Below are 14,611 nucleotides of genomic sequence, written 5' to 3'. Positions count from 1 at the left end.
CCATGGCTGAGGCTCAGAACATCCCCGCGGGCTCCACCACCGCGGGCTCGATCGCGGTGGCCGCCGAGTCCACCGTCGCCACGCGCATGAGCGCGCCCCCGTCCTTCGACGTCGCGGACTTCCCCGTCCCGCACGGCCGCGAGGAGGAGTGGCGCTTCACGCCGCTCGCGCGGCTCCGCGGCCTGCACGACGGCACCGCCGTCGCGTCCGGCGAGGGCGTCAAGGTCGAGGTCGAGGCCCCCGAGGGCGTCACGGTGGAGACCGTCGGCCGTGACGACGAGCGGCTCGGCAAGGCCGGCAAGCCCGTCGACCGCGTCGCGGCCCAGGCGTACTCCTCCTTCGAGAAGGCCTCGGTCGTCACCGTCGCCAAGGAGGCCGTCCTCACCGAGCCGATCCGCATCGCCGTGCACGGCGAGGGCGGGGTCGCCTTCGGCCACCAGGTGATCGAGCTCGGCGCCTTCGCCGAGGCCGTCGTGGTCATCGACCACACCGGTGACGCGGTGCTCGCCGCCAACGTGGACTACGTCCTCGGTGACGGCGCCAAGCTGACCGTCGTCTCCGTCCAGGACTGGGACGAGAAGGCCGTCCACGTCGCCCAGCACAACGCGCTGGTCGGCCGCGACGCCTCCTTCAAGTCGGTCGTCGTCACCTTCGGCGGCGACGTCGTCCGCATCCACCCCCGCGTGTCGTACGCGGCGCCCGGCGGCGAGGCCGAGCTCTTCGGCCTGTACTTCACCGACGCCGGCCAGCACCAGGAGCACCGCCTCCTGGTCGACCACAACACCCCGCACTGCAAGTCCAACGTCGCCTACAAGGGCGCACTGCAGGGCCAGGACGCGCACGCGGTGTGGATCGGCGACGTCCTCATCCAGGCCGCCGCCGAGGGCACCGACACGTACGAGCTCAACCGGAACCTGGTCCTCACGGACGGCGCCCGGGTCGACTCCGTGCCGAACCTGGAGATCGAGACCGGCGAGATCGCCGGCGCCGGCCACGCCTCGGCCACCGGCCGCTTCGACGACGAGCAGCTCTTCTACCTGATGTCCCGCGGCATCCCGGAGGCCGAGGCCCGCCGCCTCGTCGTCCGCGGCTTCTTCGCCGAGCTGGTCCAGCAGATCGGTCTGCCGGACGTCCAGGAGCGCCTCCTCGCCAAGATCGAGGCCGAGCTGGAGGCCTCCGTCTGATGGCCTTCGTCCGAGTCTGCGCGCTGAGCGAGCTGGAGACCGACACCCCGAAGCGGGTCGAGGTCGACGGCACGCCGGTGTCGGTCGTGCGCACCGAGGGCGAGGTGTTCGCGATCAACGACATCTGCTCGCACGCGAACGTCTCCCTCTCGGAGGGCGAGGTCGAGGACTGCGCCATCGAGTGCTGGCTGCACGGGTCGAGCTTCGACCTCCGCAGCGGGAAGCCCTCGGGCCTGCCCGCGACGCGCCCCGTGCCCGTATACCCCGTAAAGATCGAAGGGGACGATGTGCTCGTCTCCGTCACCCAGGAGTCCTGAGTCACCCATGGCAACGCTTGAAATCCACGACCTGCACGTCTCCGTCGAGGCCGAGAACGGCCCCCGGGAGATCCTCAAGGGTGTCGACCTGACCATCAAGCAGGGCGAGACCCACGCCGTCATGGGCCCCAACGGCTCCGGCAAGTCGACCCTGGCGTACTCGCTCGCCGGCCACCCGAAGTACACGGTCACCGGCGGCACCGTCACCCTCGACGGCGAGGACGTCCTGGAGATGTCGGTCGACGAGCGCGCCCGCGCCGGTGTCTTCCTGGCCATGCAGTACCCGGTCGAGGTCCCCGGTGTCTCGGTCTCCAACTTCCTGCGCACCTCCGCCACCGCCGTCCGCGGCGAGGCCCCCAAGCTGCGTACCTGGGTGAAGGAGGTCAAGTCCGCGATGGAGCAGCTCCAGATGGACCCGGCCTTCGCCGAGCGCAACGTCAACGAGGGCTTCTCCGGCGGTGAGAAGAAGCGCCACGAGATCCTCCAGCTGGAGCTCCTCAAGCCGAAGATCGCGATCCTCGACGAGACCGACTCGGGCCTCGACGTCGACGCGCTCCGCATCGTCTCCGAGGGCGTCAACCGCGTCCGCGAGACGGGCGAGGTCGGCACGCTGCTGATCACCCACTACACGCGCATCCTGCGCTACATCAAGCCCGACTTCGTGCACGTGTTCGCGAACGGCCGCATCGCCGAGTCCGGCGGCGCCGAGCTCGCCGACCAGCTCGAGGCCGAGGGCTACGACAAGTACGTGAAGGGTGGCGCATCCGCGTGACATCTGCCCATCAGGGGCTCTCCGGCCTCCTCGACACCGAGGCGATCCGCAAGGACTTCCCGCTCCTGGATCGCGTGGTCCACGACGGCAAGAAGATCGTGTACCTGGACTCCGCGGCGACCTCGCAGAAGCCGCGCCAGGTCCTCGACGCGCTGAACCAGTACTACGAGCGGCACAACGCCAACGTGCACCGTGGTGTGTACACGGTCGCCGAGGAGGCGACGGCGCTGTACGAGGGCGCGCGCGACAAGGTCGCGGCGTTCATCAACGCGCCGAGCCGCGACGAGGTGATCTTCACCAAGAACGCCTCGGAGTCGCTCAACCTCGTGGCCAACATGCTGGGCTGGGCCGAGGAGCCCTACCGCGTGGACCACGAGACCGAGATCGCCATCACGGAGATGGAGCACCACTCCAACATCGTGCCGTGGCAGCTGCTCGCGCAGCGCACGGGCGCGAAGCTGAAGTGGTTCGGCCTCACCGACGACGGCCGTCTCGACCTCTCGAACATCGAGGAGGTCATCACCGAGAAGACCAAGATCGTCTCGTTCACGCTGGTCTCGAACCTGCTGGGCACGGTCAACCCGGTCGAGACGATCATCCGCCGCGCCCAGGAGGTCGGTGCGCTCGTCTGCATCGACGCCTCCCAGGCGGCCCCGCACATGGTCCTGGACGTGCAGGCGCTCCAGGCCGACTTCGTGGCCTTCACCGGCCACAAGATGTGCGGCCCGACCGGCATCGGCGTGCTGTGGGGACGGCAGGAGCTCCTGGAGGACCTCCCGCCCTTCCTCGGCGGCGGCGAGATGATCGAGACCGTCTCGATGCACTCCTCTACTTACGCTCCGGCTCCGCACAAGTTCGAGGCGGGTACGCCCCCGATCGCCCAGGCCGTCGGCCTCGGCGCGGCCGTGGACTACCTGTCGGCGATCGGCATGGAGAACATCGCGCGCCACGAGCACGCGATCACCGAGTACGCCGTCCGGCGCCTCCAGGAGGTCCCGGACCTGCGGATCATCGGCCCCACCACGGCCGAGGACCGCGGCGCGGCGATCTCCTTCACGCTGGGCGACATCCACCCGCACGACGTGGGCCAGGTGCTCGACGAAGAGGGCATCGCGGTCCGGGTCGGCCACCACTGCGCGCGGCCGGTCTGCCTGCGGTACGGAATTCCTGCGACCACGCGGGCGTCGTTCTATCTGTACTCCACCCCGGCCGAGGTCGACGCCCTCGTCGCGGGTCTGGAGCACGTACGGAACTTCTTCGGGTAGGGGTCGGTCGTGAAGCTGGATTCGATGTACCAGGACGTCATCCTGGACCACTACAAGCACCCCCACGGGCGCGGTCTTCGGGACGGCGACGCCGAGGTGCACCACGTCAACCCGACGTGCGGCGACGAGATCACGCTGCGCGTGAAGTACGAGGGCTCCCGCATCGCGGACGTCTCGTACGAGGGTCAGGGCTGCTCGATCAGCCAGGCTTCGGCCTCGGTCCTGAACGAGCTGCTCGTCGGCAAGGAGCTGGCCGAGGCGCAGAAGATCCAGGGCACCTTCCTGGAGCTGATGCAGTCCAAGGGGCAGATCGAGCCGGACGACGCGATGGAGGAGGTCCTGGAGGACGCGGTGGCGTTCGCGGGCGTCTCCAAGTACCCGGCCCGGGTGAAGTGCGCGCTGCTCAGCTGGATGGCGTGGAAGGACGCGACCGCCCAGGCGCTGGGTGACGACGAGAAGTCTGTGAGGAAGTCGGCATGACCGAGAACGCTGGGGCCACCATGAAGCCGGCCTCCGAGGAAGAAGTCCGCGAGGCGCTGTACGACGTCGTCGACCCCGAGCTGGGCATCGACGTGGTCAACCTCGGTCTGATCTACGGCATCCACATCGACGACTCGAACGTCGCGACGCTGGACATGACGCTGACGTCGGCGGCCTGCCCGCTGACCGACGTGATCGAGGACCAGGCGAAGTCGGCGACGGACGGCATCGTCAGCGAGCTGAAGATCAACTGGGTCTGGATGCCGCCGTGGGGTCCGGACAAGATCACGGACGACGGTCGCGAGCAGCTGCGCGCGCTCGGCTTCAACGTCTGAGGTCCGACGCCTTCACGGAACGGCCGTGCCCTTCGGGGCACGGCCGTTCCGCGTACGCGGGGCCGGGTCGCGTCAGTGACGCCGGCCCCAGTCGGCGCGCGGGTCCGTGTCGGGGCCGGAGAGACCGGCGGCGCGGGCGAGGTCCGCGGCCAGGTTCTCCTTGCGGATGCGCAGGTCGACGTAGATCAGGGACGTCACCAGCGGAGGGAAGACGGAGACGACGAGCTGGCTGACCAGCTGGCCGACGAGCAGGAAGGCGATGATCACGGCGAAGGCGGCGATCATGGCGCTCTCGCCGTCGCCGGAGAAGTCGATGGCCGCGATCGGCGCCGACGCCAGCATCGAGAGCAGCTGCTGGATCACCCAGCCGACGAGGGTGGTCGCCACCGCGACGAGCAGCATGATGCCGAAGGTGCGCCACCAGAAGCCGCGGACCAGGGCCGAGGAGCGGCGCATCGAGGCGATCGCGCCCTGGCCCTCCATGACCGCGGCCGCCGGGGCCAGGCTGAACTTCACCCAGATCCAGAGCGCGAGCGGGGTGACCAGCAGGGCCAGGAGGAAGGCGAGGAAGGGCAGCAGCAGGTAGTCGCCGTCCGTGGTGCCGGTCGAGGCGGCGGAGAACATGGCCAGGAACATCCCGACCACGCCCACGAGGACGATCGCGTACGGGATCACCATGACGACGCTCGTCAGGAACACGGTGCCGAGGACGGCCGGCATCCGGGACCAGGAGCGGTGCCAGAGCGCGCCGAAGCTGGTCGGGCGGCCGAGGACGGCCTCCTGGATCACGGCGGGGCAGGCCGCCGCCATCAGCGCGTTGGCGCAGACGATCGCGATCATGGCGGCGATCCAGACGAGGACGAACGCGACGATCAGCGGCTGGACGTCCTCCCACCGCGGCTCCTGGCCCACGGGCAGGTCGAACACCGCGGGGAAGAGGTCGCTCACGGCCGCGTACGCGATGCCGACGGCCGCGCCGACGAAGAGGAGCGCCGTGCCGTAGACGGCGGCGGTGACGCCGAGCAGCTGCTTCCAGTGGCGTCCGAAGGCGGCGAAGGTGCCGGAGAGGATCGACCCGAGGGTGAGGGGTGCCAGGGGTATGACCCCGGGTCTCGGAGGCGGCGGCGGATAGCCGTAGCCGTAGGGCGGCGGCACTGGCGGGAACGTCATGCGGGACACCGTATCGGTAGCCGTTGCGCACACCTGTACGTATTTCTTGTGTACGGGTGTACACAAGGATGGGTACGCTCGTACACATGGGATACGGACTCCTGGCGGGCGCCATCGTGGCGGAGATCCTCGCCACCACCTCGATGAAGTACAGCGACGGCTTCTCCAAGCTCTGGCCCTCGGTGATCACCGGCGCGGGCTACCTGATCGCCTTCGCGCTCCTCGCGCAGGCCCTCAAGACGCTCCAGGTCGGCACCGCGTACGCCATCTGGTCCGGCGTCGGCACCGCCGCCGTCGCCGCGATCGGCGTCCTCTTCCTCGGGGAGACCCTCAGCCTCGCCAAGATCGCCGGGATCGTCCTCATCGTCGCCGGGGTCGCCGTCCTCAACCTCGGGGGCGCGCACTGATGGCCCGCGCCCGCCGCCACGACCCCGGGCGGCGCGAGCGGATCGTCGCCGCGGCCCTCCGGGTCGTCGGCCGCTCCGGCATCGCCGGCCTGAGCCACCGCACCGTGGCCGCCGAGGCGGACGTGCCGCTCGGCTCCACCACGTACCACTTCGCCTCCCTCGACGAGCTCCTCGTCGCCGCCCTCCGCGAGGCCGGCGAGGGACTCGGGCGGCTGATCCGCGAGAGCCCCGCCCTCGCCGATCCGGTCCTCGGCCTCGCCGCCGCGCTCGCCCGGCTCCTCGGGGAGTGGCTGGGCGGCGAACGCACCCGCGTGGAGCTGGAGTACGAGCTCTACCTCGCCGCCCTGCGCCGCCCCGCCCTGCGCCCGGTCGCCGCCGAGTGGACCGAGTCCGTCGTCGCCGCGCTCTCCGCCCGGACCGACGCCGCCACCGCGCGCGCCCTGGTCGCCCTCATGGACGGGATCTGCCTCCAGGTCCTGCTCACCGGCGGCGCGTACGACGAGGAGCAGACGCGCGAGATGCTGGCCCGGGTGTTGAAGGAAGCGCCCGAATCCGCGGCCCGGGCCTCGTCGGAACCGCCGACGCGCTCGACCGACCCCTGAGACCGGTTGGCCCGCGCGGGGGCCCGACCGTTAGGTTTTCCGTCATGACCACTGCTCCTCGCACCACCGGCGCCGTCGCCGCCGGCCTCGCCACCATCGCCGGTGACGGCTCCGTTCTCGACACCTGGTTCCCCGCCCCCGAGCTGACCGACGCGCCCGGCCCCGCCGGCACCGAGCGGCTCACCCCCGACGAGGCCGTCAACGCCCTCGGCGAAGGGGCCGCCAAGGCCCTCGGCGTGGACGCCCGCCGCGGCGTCGAGGTGGTCGCCGTCCGTACCGTCATCTCCTCGCTCGACGACAAGCCGCTCGACGCGCACGACGCCTACCTGCGCCTGCACCTGCTCAGCCACCGGCTGGTCAAGCCGCACGGGCAGAGCCTGGACGGCGTCTTCGGCCTCCTCGCCAACGTCGCCTGGACCTCGCTCGGCCCGGTCGCCGTGGACGACATCGAGAAGGTCCGCCTCAACGCCCGCGCCGAGGGCCTGCACCTCCAGGTGACCTCGATCGACAAGTTCCCCCGCATGACCGACTACGTCGTGCCCGCCGGGGTCCGGATCGCCGACGCCGACCGCGTCCGCCTCGGCGCCCACCTCGCCGCCGGCACCACCGTCATGCACGAGGGCTTCGTCAACTTCAACGCCGGGACCCTCGGGACCTCGATGGTCGAGGGCCGGATCTCCGCAGGCGTCGTCGTCGGCAACGGCTCCGACATCGGCGGCGGCGCCTCCACCATGGGCACCCTGTCCGGCGGCGGCAACGTCGTCATCTCCATCGGCGAGCGCTGCCTGATCGGCGCCGAGGCGGGCGTCGGCATCGCCCTCGGCGACGAGTGCGTCGTCGAGGCCGGTCTGTACGTCACGGCCGGCACCCGGGTCACCATGCCCGACGGGCAGATCGTCAAGGCCCGCGAGCTCTCCGGCGGCTCGAACATCCTCTTCCGCCGCAACTCGGTCACCGGCGCCGTCGAGGCCCGCCCGAACAACGCGGTCTGGGGCGGACTGAACGAGATCCTCCACAGCCACAACTGACGTGGTGGGCCTCCAGCACCGGCCCCGTGTGGTGACTCCGTAGCCAAAAGGGTGCGGTGACTCTGCGTCAACGCCTGACGTTAGGCAGGACGCAGAGTCACTGTACGCAGACAAGGCGAGGAGTCGACATGAGGACGAAGCCCACGGTCGCCGGGGTGCTCACGGCGGTGGCGGTGCTGCTGCCGGCCGGCGCGGCCCAGGCGGACGAGACGCACACGCACAACGGGCCGACCGTGACGAACGGCCCCAGCCTCTCCCTGCACACCGGGCAGATCGACGATCCACTGGAGGACGTGCTGGAGCACGCCGCGATCCTCGGCCGCACCTACACGACCGACTCCGCCTGAAGCAGCGCGCCGAGCGCGTCCCGCAGCCCGTCGACCGTCTCCCGGTCGGCGGGCTGCAGCGGTTCGCGCACCGGCCCGCCGAGCAGCGCCTTGGCGGTCACCGTGCCGGGCAGCCCCGAGGCCATCATCAGCTCGGCCAGCGGCAGCGCGCGGGCGTGCAGCAGGGCCGCGCCCGCGGTGTCGCCCGCGTCGAAGGCGTCCAGGACCGCGCGCAGCTGCCGGGGCGCCACATTGGCCACCGTGCTGACGTAGCCGGCGCCGCCGACCGCGTACAGCGGCAGGTTCAGCTCCTCGGCGCCCGAGTAGTACGCGAGCCCCGTCTCCGCGATCAGCCGGGCCGAGGCCAGGAAGTCGTACGAACAGTCCTTCACCGCCACGATCCGCGGGTGCGCGGCGAGCCGCCGCATCGTCGCCGGCTCGACGCGCGTGCCCGTGCGGCCGGGGATGTCGTAGACCATCACCGGCAGCTCCGTCGCGTCCGCGACCTTCAGGAAGTGCGCCTCGACGGCCGCCTGCGGAGGGCGGCTGTAGTACGGGGTGACGACGAGCAGTCCGTCCGCGCCCGCCTTCGCGGCCTGCCGGGCCAGCTCCGCGGTGTGCAGGGTGTCGGCGGTGCCGACGCCCGTGAGGAGCGCCGGGGCCGGACCCACGGCCGACCGGACGGCGCGGACGAGCGCGGACTTCTCTGCGTCGGTGGTGGTCGGGGACTCGCCGGTGGTGCCGTTGAGCACCAGTCCGTCGCAGCCCTCCGCCACCAGGTGCGCGGCCAGCTCGCCGGCCCTGTCGAGATCGAGCGCGCCGGAGGGGGCGAAGGGCGTGATCATCGCGCAGAGCGCGCGGCCGAAAGGACGTTCAGTGCTCATCCGGTCAGTCTGGGCGCGCACGACCGTGAAGGTCCACTTAGTTCTTCTTCGTCGAAGAATTCAGTGCTGCTGAAGGGTCGAGGGGTCGGGCGGCGGCCGTCTAACATGATCGGCGGGCGCGACAGGGGGAACGCTGGACCAACGTGAAGAACGTGGAGAACACCGCATGAGCGAACAGCGCGTCGCACTCGTCACCGGCTCGTCCTCGGGCATCGGGGCCGCCGTCGCCCGCCGCCTCGCCGAGGCCGGCATCCGGGTCGTCGTCAACTCCGCCCGGTCCGTCGAGGCCGGGGAACGCCTCGCCGCCGAACTGCCCGGCGCGGTCTACCTCCGGGCGGACGTCTCGGACGAAGCCCAGGCCAAGGAGCTCGTCGAGCGGACCGTGGAGCGCCTCGGCCGCCTCGACATCCTCGTCAACTGCGCGGGCACAACACGGTTCATCCCGCACCACGACCTCGAAGCCGCCTCGCCCGACGTGTGGCGGCACCTCTACGACGTCAACGTCATCGGCGTCTGGCAGACCGTCACCGCCGCCGTCCCGCACCTGCGGAAGACCCGCGGCAGCATCGTGACGATCTCCTCCCAGGCGGGCGTCCGGCCGGGCGGCAGTTCCATCCCGTACGCGGTCTCCAAGGCCGCCGTCAACCACATGACGAAGCTCCTCGCCAAGACCCTCGGCCCCGACGTGCGGGTCAACGCGGTCGCGCCCGGGCTCATCGACACCCCCTGGTTCGACGGGGTCGACGGCGCCGACGCGGCCAAGGCCCATGTCGCGGACGTCGTCCCGCTGCGCCGGGTCGGCAGCCCCGAGGACATCGCCCGGGCCGTCTTCGACCTCGCCCACGCCTCGTACATCACAGGTGAGGTGCTCCTCGTGGACGGCGGTGGGCACCTGCTCGGCTGACCCGCCTCGGAAGGGGGCTCAGAGGGGCAGCTTGAAGCCGTCGTGGCTGCGCGCGAAGCCCAGCGAGGCGTAGAAGCGGTGGGCCTCCGTCCGCCGCTTGTCGCTGGTCAGCTGGACGAGCGCGCAGCCGCGCGCACGGGCCCGCGCCACGGCCCGCTCCATCAGCTCCCGCCCGAGACCGCCGCCCCGCCGGTCGGCCCGGATCCGCACCGCCTCGACCAGGGCCCGCTCGGCGCCGCCCTTGCCGAGCCCCGGGATGTACGTGATCTGGAGGCAGCCCACGACGAGTTCGCCGTCCACGAGGACGAGCATCTCGTTGCGCGGGTCCGCCGAGATGTCCGTGAAGGCCCGCTCGTAGGCCTCGGTGACGAGGACCGAGGCGGGGTCGACGACCCGCTCCTCGTCGGCCAGCAGGGCGAGGACGGCGGGCAGTTCGACGCGGGAGGCGGGGCGGAGAATCATGCTGCCGAGTCTCACACAAGGGGATTTCATGCCGCGTTCATGGCCGAAGCGAGACGGTATGGCCAACTGAAGAGAGGGAGCCCTCCATGAACGCCGTCGCACACCCCGACGCCCGTCCCGAGATCCACCGTCCCGGCGTCGAAGCCGTCCTCGTCAGCACCTGGTCGGTCGGCACCCCCGAGCGCCAGCGCGCCGCCGTCGAGGCCGTCCGCAAGGCCTGGGAGAGCCGGGAGTGGCCGGACCCGAGGCTGCTCGGACACACCGTCTACTGCGGGGCGGACGGCGACACGCTGCTCCACTACGCGCAGTGGGCGACCCAGGAGGCCTACGACGACTTCGTCCGCACCCGCCGTGACGACCGGGACGCCGAGATCGACGCGGCCGTCCCCGGGATCGAGAGAGTCGAGCCGCACCGCTACGCGCCGCCGTACAGGACCGCCGTCCTCAACGAGGAGAGCGCGGGGGCGGTACCGGGCCTCGTCGCGGCCGTCGAGGTCGAGTTCGACGGGCCGGACGCCGGACGCCAGAGAGCCTGGGTGGACAGCGTGTTCACCGCGCTGGCCCAGGACGAGGGGTCGCAGCGGATACCGGGCGCGATCGCTGCCCAGTTCCACCTCTCCGTCGACGGCACCCGCGCCCTCGACCTCGCCGAGTGGGAGAGCGAGCAGGCCCACACGGCGTGGCTGATGAGTCTGGCCACCGGCCCGGTGGGAGAGGCCTGGGCGGCGGTGGCGAACTACCCCGGGATCGCCGGCAGCCGGGTGCGAAAGTACACGCCCGCGCTGAGCCTCAGCGCGGGCGTGTGACCGGAACGTCCGGGGGGAGCACTCCCGAGGGGCGTGCTCCCGCGGGACGTCCTACGGGCGGAAGCGCAGGACCTGCGGGTCGTGGTCGCTGTCCTGGTCGGCGAACTCGGCGTTGATGTGCACGCTGTCGTACTCGAAGTGGTGCACGCCCGGGCTCGTCAGGATCTGGTCGAGGACCTGGCTGTTGCCCTGGTAGACGTACGAGTACCGCTCGGAGCGCGGCAGCGACTTCACGGCCGGGTACAGCACGTCGCCGTCGGCCAGGGCCTCCGTGGTCCCGGAGAACTCGAAGTCGTTGATGTCGCCCACGACCAGGACGTCGGCCTGCTTCTCCAGGGCGACGATGTCCTTCACGAAGGTGTTGACGGCCTTCGCCTGGAGCAGGCGCTTCTCCTCGGAGGAACGGTTCGGCGGCTGGTGGTGCGAGACGATCGACTCGTCGCCGCCCTTCGAGCCGAAGTGGTTGGCGATCACGAAGACCGTGCGGCCGCGGAAGACGAACTCGCCCGCGAGCGGCTTGCGGCTGCTGTCCCAGGCGGTGTTCGCCGGGTCGATCCGGCCGGGGGACACCGTCAGGGCCGCGCGGCCCTTCGAGCCCGTCACGGCGGTGGCGGAGCTCGCGTCCGTGGCCGCGCGGTCCGTGAAGGAGACCCGCTCGGGGTTGAAGAGGAAGACCTGGCGGATGTTGCCGCCGGGCTCGCCGCCGTCCTTGTTGTTCTGCGGGTCGACCGAGCGCCACTCGTACGCCGGGCCGCCGGCCGCGACGATCGCGTCCGTGAACTTCTTGACCGTCTGGTCGGCGGCGACCGTGCCGTCGTTCTTCGCGCCGTTGTTGTCCTGGATCTCCTCCAGGGCCAGGATGTCGGGCGAGGCGAGGTTGTCGACGACCGCCTTCGCGAGGGCGTCGAACTTCTCCTGCGGGTCGGTCGGGTCGAGGTTCTCGACGTTGTACGTCGCCACGGCCAGCTCGTTCTTGTGCTGCTTGTCCGTGGTCTCGCGCTCCAGGCCCTTGTCCTCGACCTTGCCGAGCGTGCGGGCCGTCAGCGTGTAGCCGCCGAACTGGTTGAAGTCGAGCGGGCCCTCGGTCGTGCCCGTCAGCCAGTCGCCGACGTTCGCCTTCGGGAAGGGCTGCTGGGCGATCGGGGTCAGCGACTGGATCTGGAGACGGCCGGTGTTCTGGGACTCGTACGAGCCGTAGACCGTGCCGCCGCGCCAGTTGCGGTTCTCCCAGGGCTTCACCGTCACCCAGAGCTCGGAGTACGGGTCGGTGGCGCCGACCACCCGCGAGGTGCCGACGCGGACGTTGGTGCCCTCCAGGGACTCGTAGTAGTCCAGGGCGTACGTCTCCGGGTCCAGCGTCAGGCCGTTGATCGAGCCGCCGGCGGCCGGGTCGCCCTCCGGGGTGTACTCGTCGGGCACGGACCAGGGGGCGATCGTCACCGGGGCCGGGACCGCGTTGCCCTTCGAGACCACCGTGATCACGGGCTTGGAGAGCTGGGTCAGCGACTGGTTGCCGGAGTTCAGACCGCCCGGGACGTACTCGGTGACCGTGCCGTTCACGCTGACCGCGTCGCCGACGGCGACGGTCGGGACCGAGCTGGTGAAGACGAACAGGCCCTCGCTGGTCGCGGGGTTCTCGTCGGCCTGGGGGTCCTGGATCCAGAAGCCGCGCGAGCCGTAGGTGCGGACACCGGTGACGATGCCCGTGACGCCGGTGACCTGCTTCCCCACGAGCGGGGAGACGCGGGTCGTGCCCTGGATGTCGTGGACGCGGACGCCGGCGCCGTCCTCGGCGACGGCGCTCGTCGAACCGGCCAGCAGTCCGGCCGCGAGGGCGGCGGCGACGACGGCGGAGACTGCGGCGAATCTCGGTATGGAGGAAGACATCAAGGGCTCCGGAGGGTGCTTGGAGGATCGGCAGATGAATCTACGCGCGTCAATCTCTTGCGAGAGGGGGGAACTTGTCAAGAGTCGACGGGTGTACGAAGGCTGACGGATCGGTGAACCGGCGGACGGCCCCCCGGATGCGTCTACGCTGAGTACCGCTCTTTCCCGGACCTCCCCCTCCCTGGCGGCTCCGGGGTCCCGTTTCCGTCCCACCACCCGTCCCACCCGCACGCGTCGAGGAGACACCCCACATGTCGGAGCAGCCCACCCTTCCCCCCGTTCGGCTTCCCGCGGACGCGGAGCTGGCGCGGGACGCCCTGGCCGCGCCCCTCCTCGCCCGCGCCGTGCTGCTCGCCCGCTGGGCCGGCCCCGAGACCCGGGTCGGCACGGGCGGCGAGCTCGTCGACGAGCAACTGCCGGGCGCCGTCGAGGTCCTGGGCCTCACCGTCGAGGCGGACGAGGACACCGAGGCGTACGAGGAGGCCGTCGAGCACGCCGAGATCCTGGCGGCCGACGCCTGGCGGCTCGCCGTCGACACCGGCCTCGTGACGGTCGAGGACGGCGCGGACGACGAGACGCCCGGCGGGGCGGGGCCCGGCGAGAACCTCGCGCTGGTCACCGGCGGCTCGCCGCAGGACGTCCTCGCGATCTGGCTGGACGGCTTCGACGCGGTCTTCGCCGACGCCGTCGTGCCCGTCCTCGACGACCTGGACACGATCGTCGGCGAGGACGGCGAGATCGACCTCGCGTCCCTGGACTGGGACCCCGAGGCGGAGGGCGAGTTCCTGGAGGGCGTGCTCGGCAACCTCTACCTGCTGACCGTCAGCGAGGGCGGACCCGGCGACGGCCCGGTGCCGCTGCCCGCGCTCGCCGCCTCGATGGTCGTCCCCGACGACATGGGCGAACCGACCGACGACGTGCTGCAGCAGGTCTCGGATGCGATGATGCAGCTCGACGAGCAGTTCCGCCTCCTGGAGGCCATCGGGCTCGTCGAGTACCAGCCCGTCGACGAGGCCCTGATGGCCGAGGCGGACGACGAGCTCGCGGCGCCCGCCGCACCGCTCGACGACGAGGACGTCTCGCGCTACGGCCTGGTCCGGCTCACCCCGCTCGGCCTCCACGGCGTCCGCGCCCGGATGCTCGACGCCGGCGTGGACGCCCCCGCCGTGGGCGACCTCGCGGACAAGGGCGCCGACGCGCTCCTCGGCGGGATCGCCGGCTACCCGGAGAGCGCCGCGCGCGCCGAGACCACCGCGTGGCTCGAAGGCCGCGACGTCGAGACCGCGGCGCGGGAGCTGCTGCACGCCGCGCGGGGCTCGGACGCGGGCTCGCCGCTGCGCCGCCTCCACTGCCAGCAGGCGCTGTCGCTGGTGGGCACCGAGGCGGAGCCCGCGGTCCGGGAGGTCCTGGACGACCCGGAGCTCGGCGGTCTGGCGCGGGTCTGGCTCGCGGAGCGGGGCGCGGCGGACGTGCCCGCGCCCTCCGAGTCGATGATCTTCTGGCTGGCGATCGACACGATCGCGGCGCAGCTCGACGCGGACGGCGACCTGGCGGAGGTCCAGGAGCTGATCGAGGGGCTCACCGGCCGGCACAGCGGCTTCTTCGAGGCGGCGTGGCGGGTGGAGCACCCGGCGACGGCGGAGGTCCTGGAGGCGATGGGCCGGCTGCACCGGGACAAGACGGCCGCGAAGGAGGCCCGCAAGTCGGCCTTCAAGGCCCGCTCGCGGTCGGGCGCCTGACGGTCGGTTCCGGCCCGCTCCGGGCGATTTCCGGTCGGTTCCG

17 protein-coding genes are annotated in these 14,611 nt (G+C 71.4%); 13 read left to right on the top strand and 4 right to left on the bottom strand.

The window, feature by feature from the left end; all coding sequences use genetic code 11:
- The first annotated feature begins 2 nt into the window (after positions 1 to 2).
- From sufD to ACF08F_RS03565, 6 genes are read left to right on the top strand one after another with little or no spacing between them, the layout of a single operon-like run.
- On the top strand, positions 3 to 1,184 hold the full coding sequence (gene sufD / locus ACF08F_RS03590; RefSeq protein WP_392296847.1) for a Fe-S cluster assembly protein SufD: 1,182 nt from the start codon (positions 3 to 5) through the stop codon (positions 1,182 to 1,184).
- Entirely contained in the window at positions 1,184 to 1,501 is a 318-nt protein-coding gene (locus tag ACF08F_RS03585) for a non-heme iron oxygenase ferredoxin subunit (protein ID WP_150271439.1), read from the top strand. Before sufD ends, ACF08F_RS03585 begins: the two co-directional genes overlap by 1 nt.
- A 7-nt stretch (positions 1,502 to 1,508) precedes the next feature.
- Positions 1,509 to 2,273, top strand: a complete 765-nt coding sequence (gene sufC / locus ACF08F_RS03580) for a Fe-S cluster assembly ATPase SufC (protein ID WP_150271441.1) — start codon at positions 1,509 to 1,511, stop codon at positions 2,271 to 2,273.
- Positions 2,270 to 3,538 carry a cysteine desulfurase gene (locus tag ACF08F_RS03575; RefSeq protein ID WP_392296846.1) on the top strand — a complete coding sequence of 423 codons (1,269 nt, stop codon included), beginning with the start codon at positions 2,270 to 2,272 and terminating at the stop codon, positions 3,536 to 3,538. Before sufC ends, ACF08F_RS03575 begins: the two co-directional genes overlap by 4 nt.
- A 9-nt stretch (positions 3,539 to 3,547) precedes the next feature.
- Positions 3,548 to 4,018: a Fe-S cluster assembly sulfur transfer protein SufU gene (sufU, locus tag ACF08F_RS03570; protein ID WP_150271443.1), complete on the top strand. Its 471-nt coding sequence runs from the start codon at positions 3,548 to 3,550 to the stop codon at positions 4,016 to 4,018.
- Positions 4,015 to 4,353, top strand: a complete 339-nt coding sequence (locus ACF08F_RS03565) for a metal-sulfur cluster assembly factor (RefSeq protein WP_055644196.1) — start codon at positions 4,015 to 4,017, stop codon at positions 4,351 to 4,353. Before sufU ends, ACF08F_RS03565 begins: the two co-directional genes overlap by 4 nt.
- Positions 4,354 to 4,425: 72 nt before the next feature.
- Here the strand turns inward: ACF08F_RS03565 and ACF08F_RS03560 are convergent, their stop codons facing one another.
- Complete coding sequence (locus ACF08F_RS03560) at positions 4,426 to 5,523, bottom strand: oxidoreductase (RefSeq protein ID WP_392296845.1); 1,098 nt, start codon at positions 5,521 to 5,523, stop codon at positions 4,426 to 4,428.
- Positions 5,524 to 5,591: 68 nt separating this feature from the next.
- Here ACF08F_RS03560 and ACF08F_RS03555 point away from each other — a divergent pair, with 68 nt between their 5' ends.
- From ACF08F_RS03555 to ACF08F_RS03540, 4 genes are all read left to right on the top strand, one after another.
- Entirely contained in the window at positions 5,592 to 5,930 is a 339-nt protein-coding gene (locus tag ACF08F_RS03555; protein ID WP_392296844.1) for a DMT family transporter, read from the top strand.
- A complete protein-coding gene (locus ACF08F_RS03550) occupies positions 5,930 to 6,532 on the top strand; it encodes a TetR/AcrR family transcriptional regulator (protein WP_392296843.1) in 603 nt (200 codons plus the stop codon). Before ACF08F_RS03555 ends, ACF08F_RS03550 begins: the two co-directional genes overlap by 1 nt.
- 44 nt (positions 6,533 to 6,576) lie before the next feature.
- A complete protein-coding gene (gene dapD / locus ACF08F_RS03545; RefSeq protein WP_392296842.1) occupies positions 6,577 to 7,560 on the top strand; it encodes a 2,3,4,5-tetrahydropyridine-2,6-dicarboxylate N-succinyltransferase in 984 nt (327 codons plus the stop codon).
- A 128-nt stretch (positions 7,561 to 7,688) separates the two neighbouring features.
- The gene (locus ACF08F_RS03540; RefSeq protein ID WP_024757184.1) at positions 7,689 to 7,907 is read left to right on the top strand and encodes a hypothetical protein; all 219 of its coding nucleotides are present in this window, start codon (positions 7,689 to 7,691) and stop codon (positions 7,905 to 7,907) included.
- Here the strand turns inward: ACF08F_RS03540 and dapA are convergent.
- The gene (gene dapA / locus ACF08F_RS03535; RefSeq protein WP_392296841.1) at positions 7,886 to 8,770 is read right to left on the bottom strand and encodes a 4-hydroxy-tetrahydrodipicolinate synthase; all 885 of its coding nucleotides are present in this window, start codon (positions 8,768 to 8,770) and stop codon (positions 7,886 to 7,888) included. The genes ACF08F_RS03540 and dapA overlap by 22 nt on opposite strands.
- A gap of 166 nt (positions 8,771 to 8,936) precedes the next feature.
- Here dapA and ACF08F_RS03530 point away from each other — a divergent pair, with 166 nt between their 5' ends.
- Positions 8,937 to 9,674, top strand: a complete 738-nt coding sequence (locus ACF08F_RS03530) for an SDR family NAD(P)-dependent oxidoreductase (protein ID WP_392296840.1) — start codon at positions 8,937 to 8,939, stop codon at positions 9,672 to 9,674.
- Positions 9,675 to 9,692: 18 nt separating this feature from the next.
- Here ACF08F_RS03530 and ACF08F_RS03525 read toward each other — a convergent pair whose 3' ends face one another.
- Complete coding sequence (locus ACF08F_RS03525) at positions 9,693 to 10,136, bottom strand: GNAT family N-acetyltransferase (protein WP_392296839.1); 444 nt, start codon at positions 10,134 to 10,136, stop codon at positions 9,693 to 9,695.
- Positions 10,137 to 10,222: 86 nt separating this feature from the next.
- Between ACF08F_RS03525 and ACF08F_RS03520 the strand changes: the two genes are divergently transcribed.
- The gene (locus tag ACF08F_RS03520; RefSeq protein WP_392296838.1) at positions 10,223 to 10,942 is read left to right on the top strand and encodes an antibiotic biosynthesis monooxygenase; all 720 of its coding nucleotides are present in this window, start codon (positions 10,223 to 10,225) and stop codon (positions 10,940 to 10,942) included.
- 51 nt (positions 10,943 to 10,993) lie between these two features.
- Here the strand turns inward: ACF08F_RS03520 and ACF08F_RS03515 are convergent, their stop codons facing one another.
- Positions 10,994 to 12,829: an endonuclease/exonuclease/phosphatase family protein gene (locus ACF08F_RS03515; RefSeq protein WP_392296837.1), complete on the bottom strand. Its 1,836-nt coding sequence runs from the start codon at positions 12,827 to 12,829 to the stop codon at positions 10,994 to 10,996.
- A 251-nt stretch (positions 12,830 to 13,080) separates the two neighbouring features.
- On the opposite strand from ACF08F_RS03515, the gene ACF08F_RS03510 reads away from it, so the two are divergent.
- Positions 13,081 to 14,568 (top strand): hypothetical protein, encoded by a 1,488-nt coding sequence (locus ACF08F_RS03510; RefSeq protein ID WP_392296836.1) that lies wholly within the window; start codon positions 13,081 to 13,083, stop codon positions 14,566 to 14,568.
- Positions 14,569 to 14,611 lie beyond the last annotated feature (43 nt).

Origin of the sequence: Streptomyces sp. NPDC015130, from assembly GCF_043080005.1 — a bacterium.
Classification (GTDB): domain Bacteria; phylum Actinomycetota; class Actinomycetes; order Streptomycetales; family Streptomycetaceae; genus Streptomyces.
Note: the sequence above shows the minus strand (reverse complement) of the source record. Positions and strands in the feature narration are given on the sequence as shown.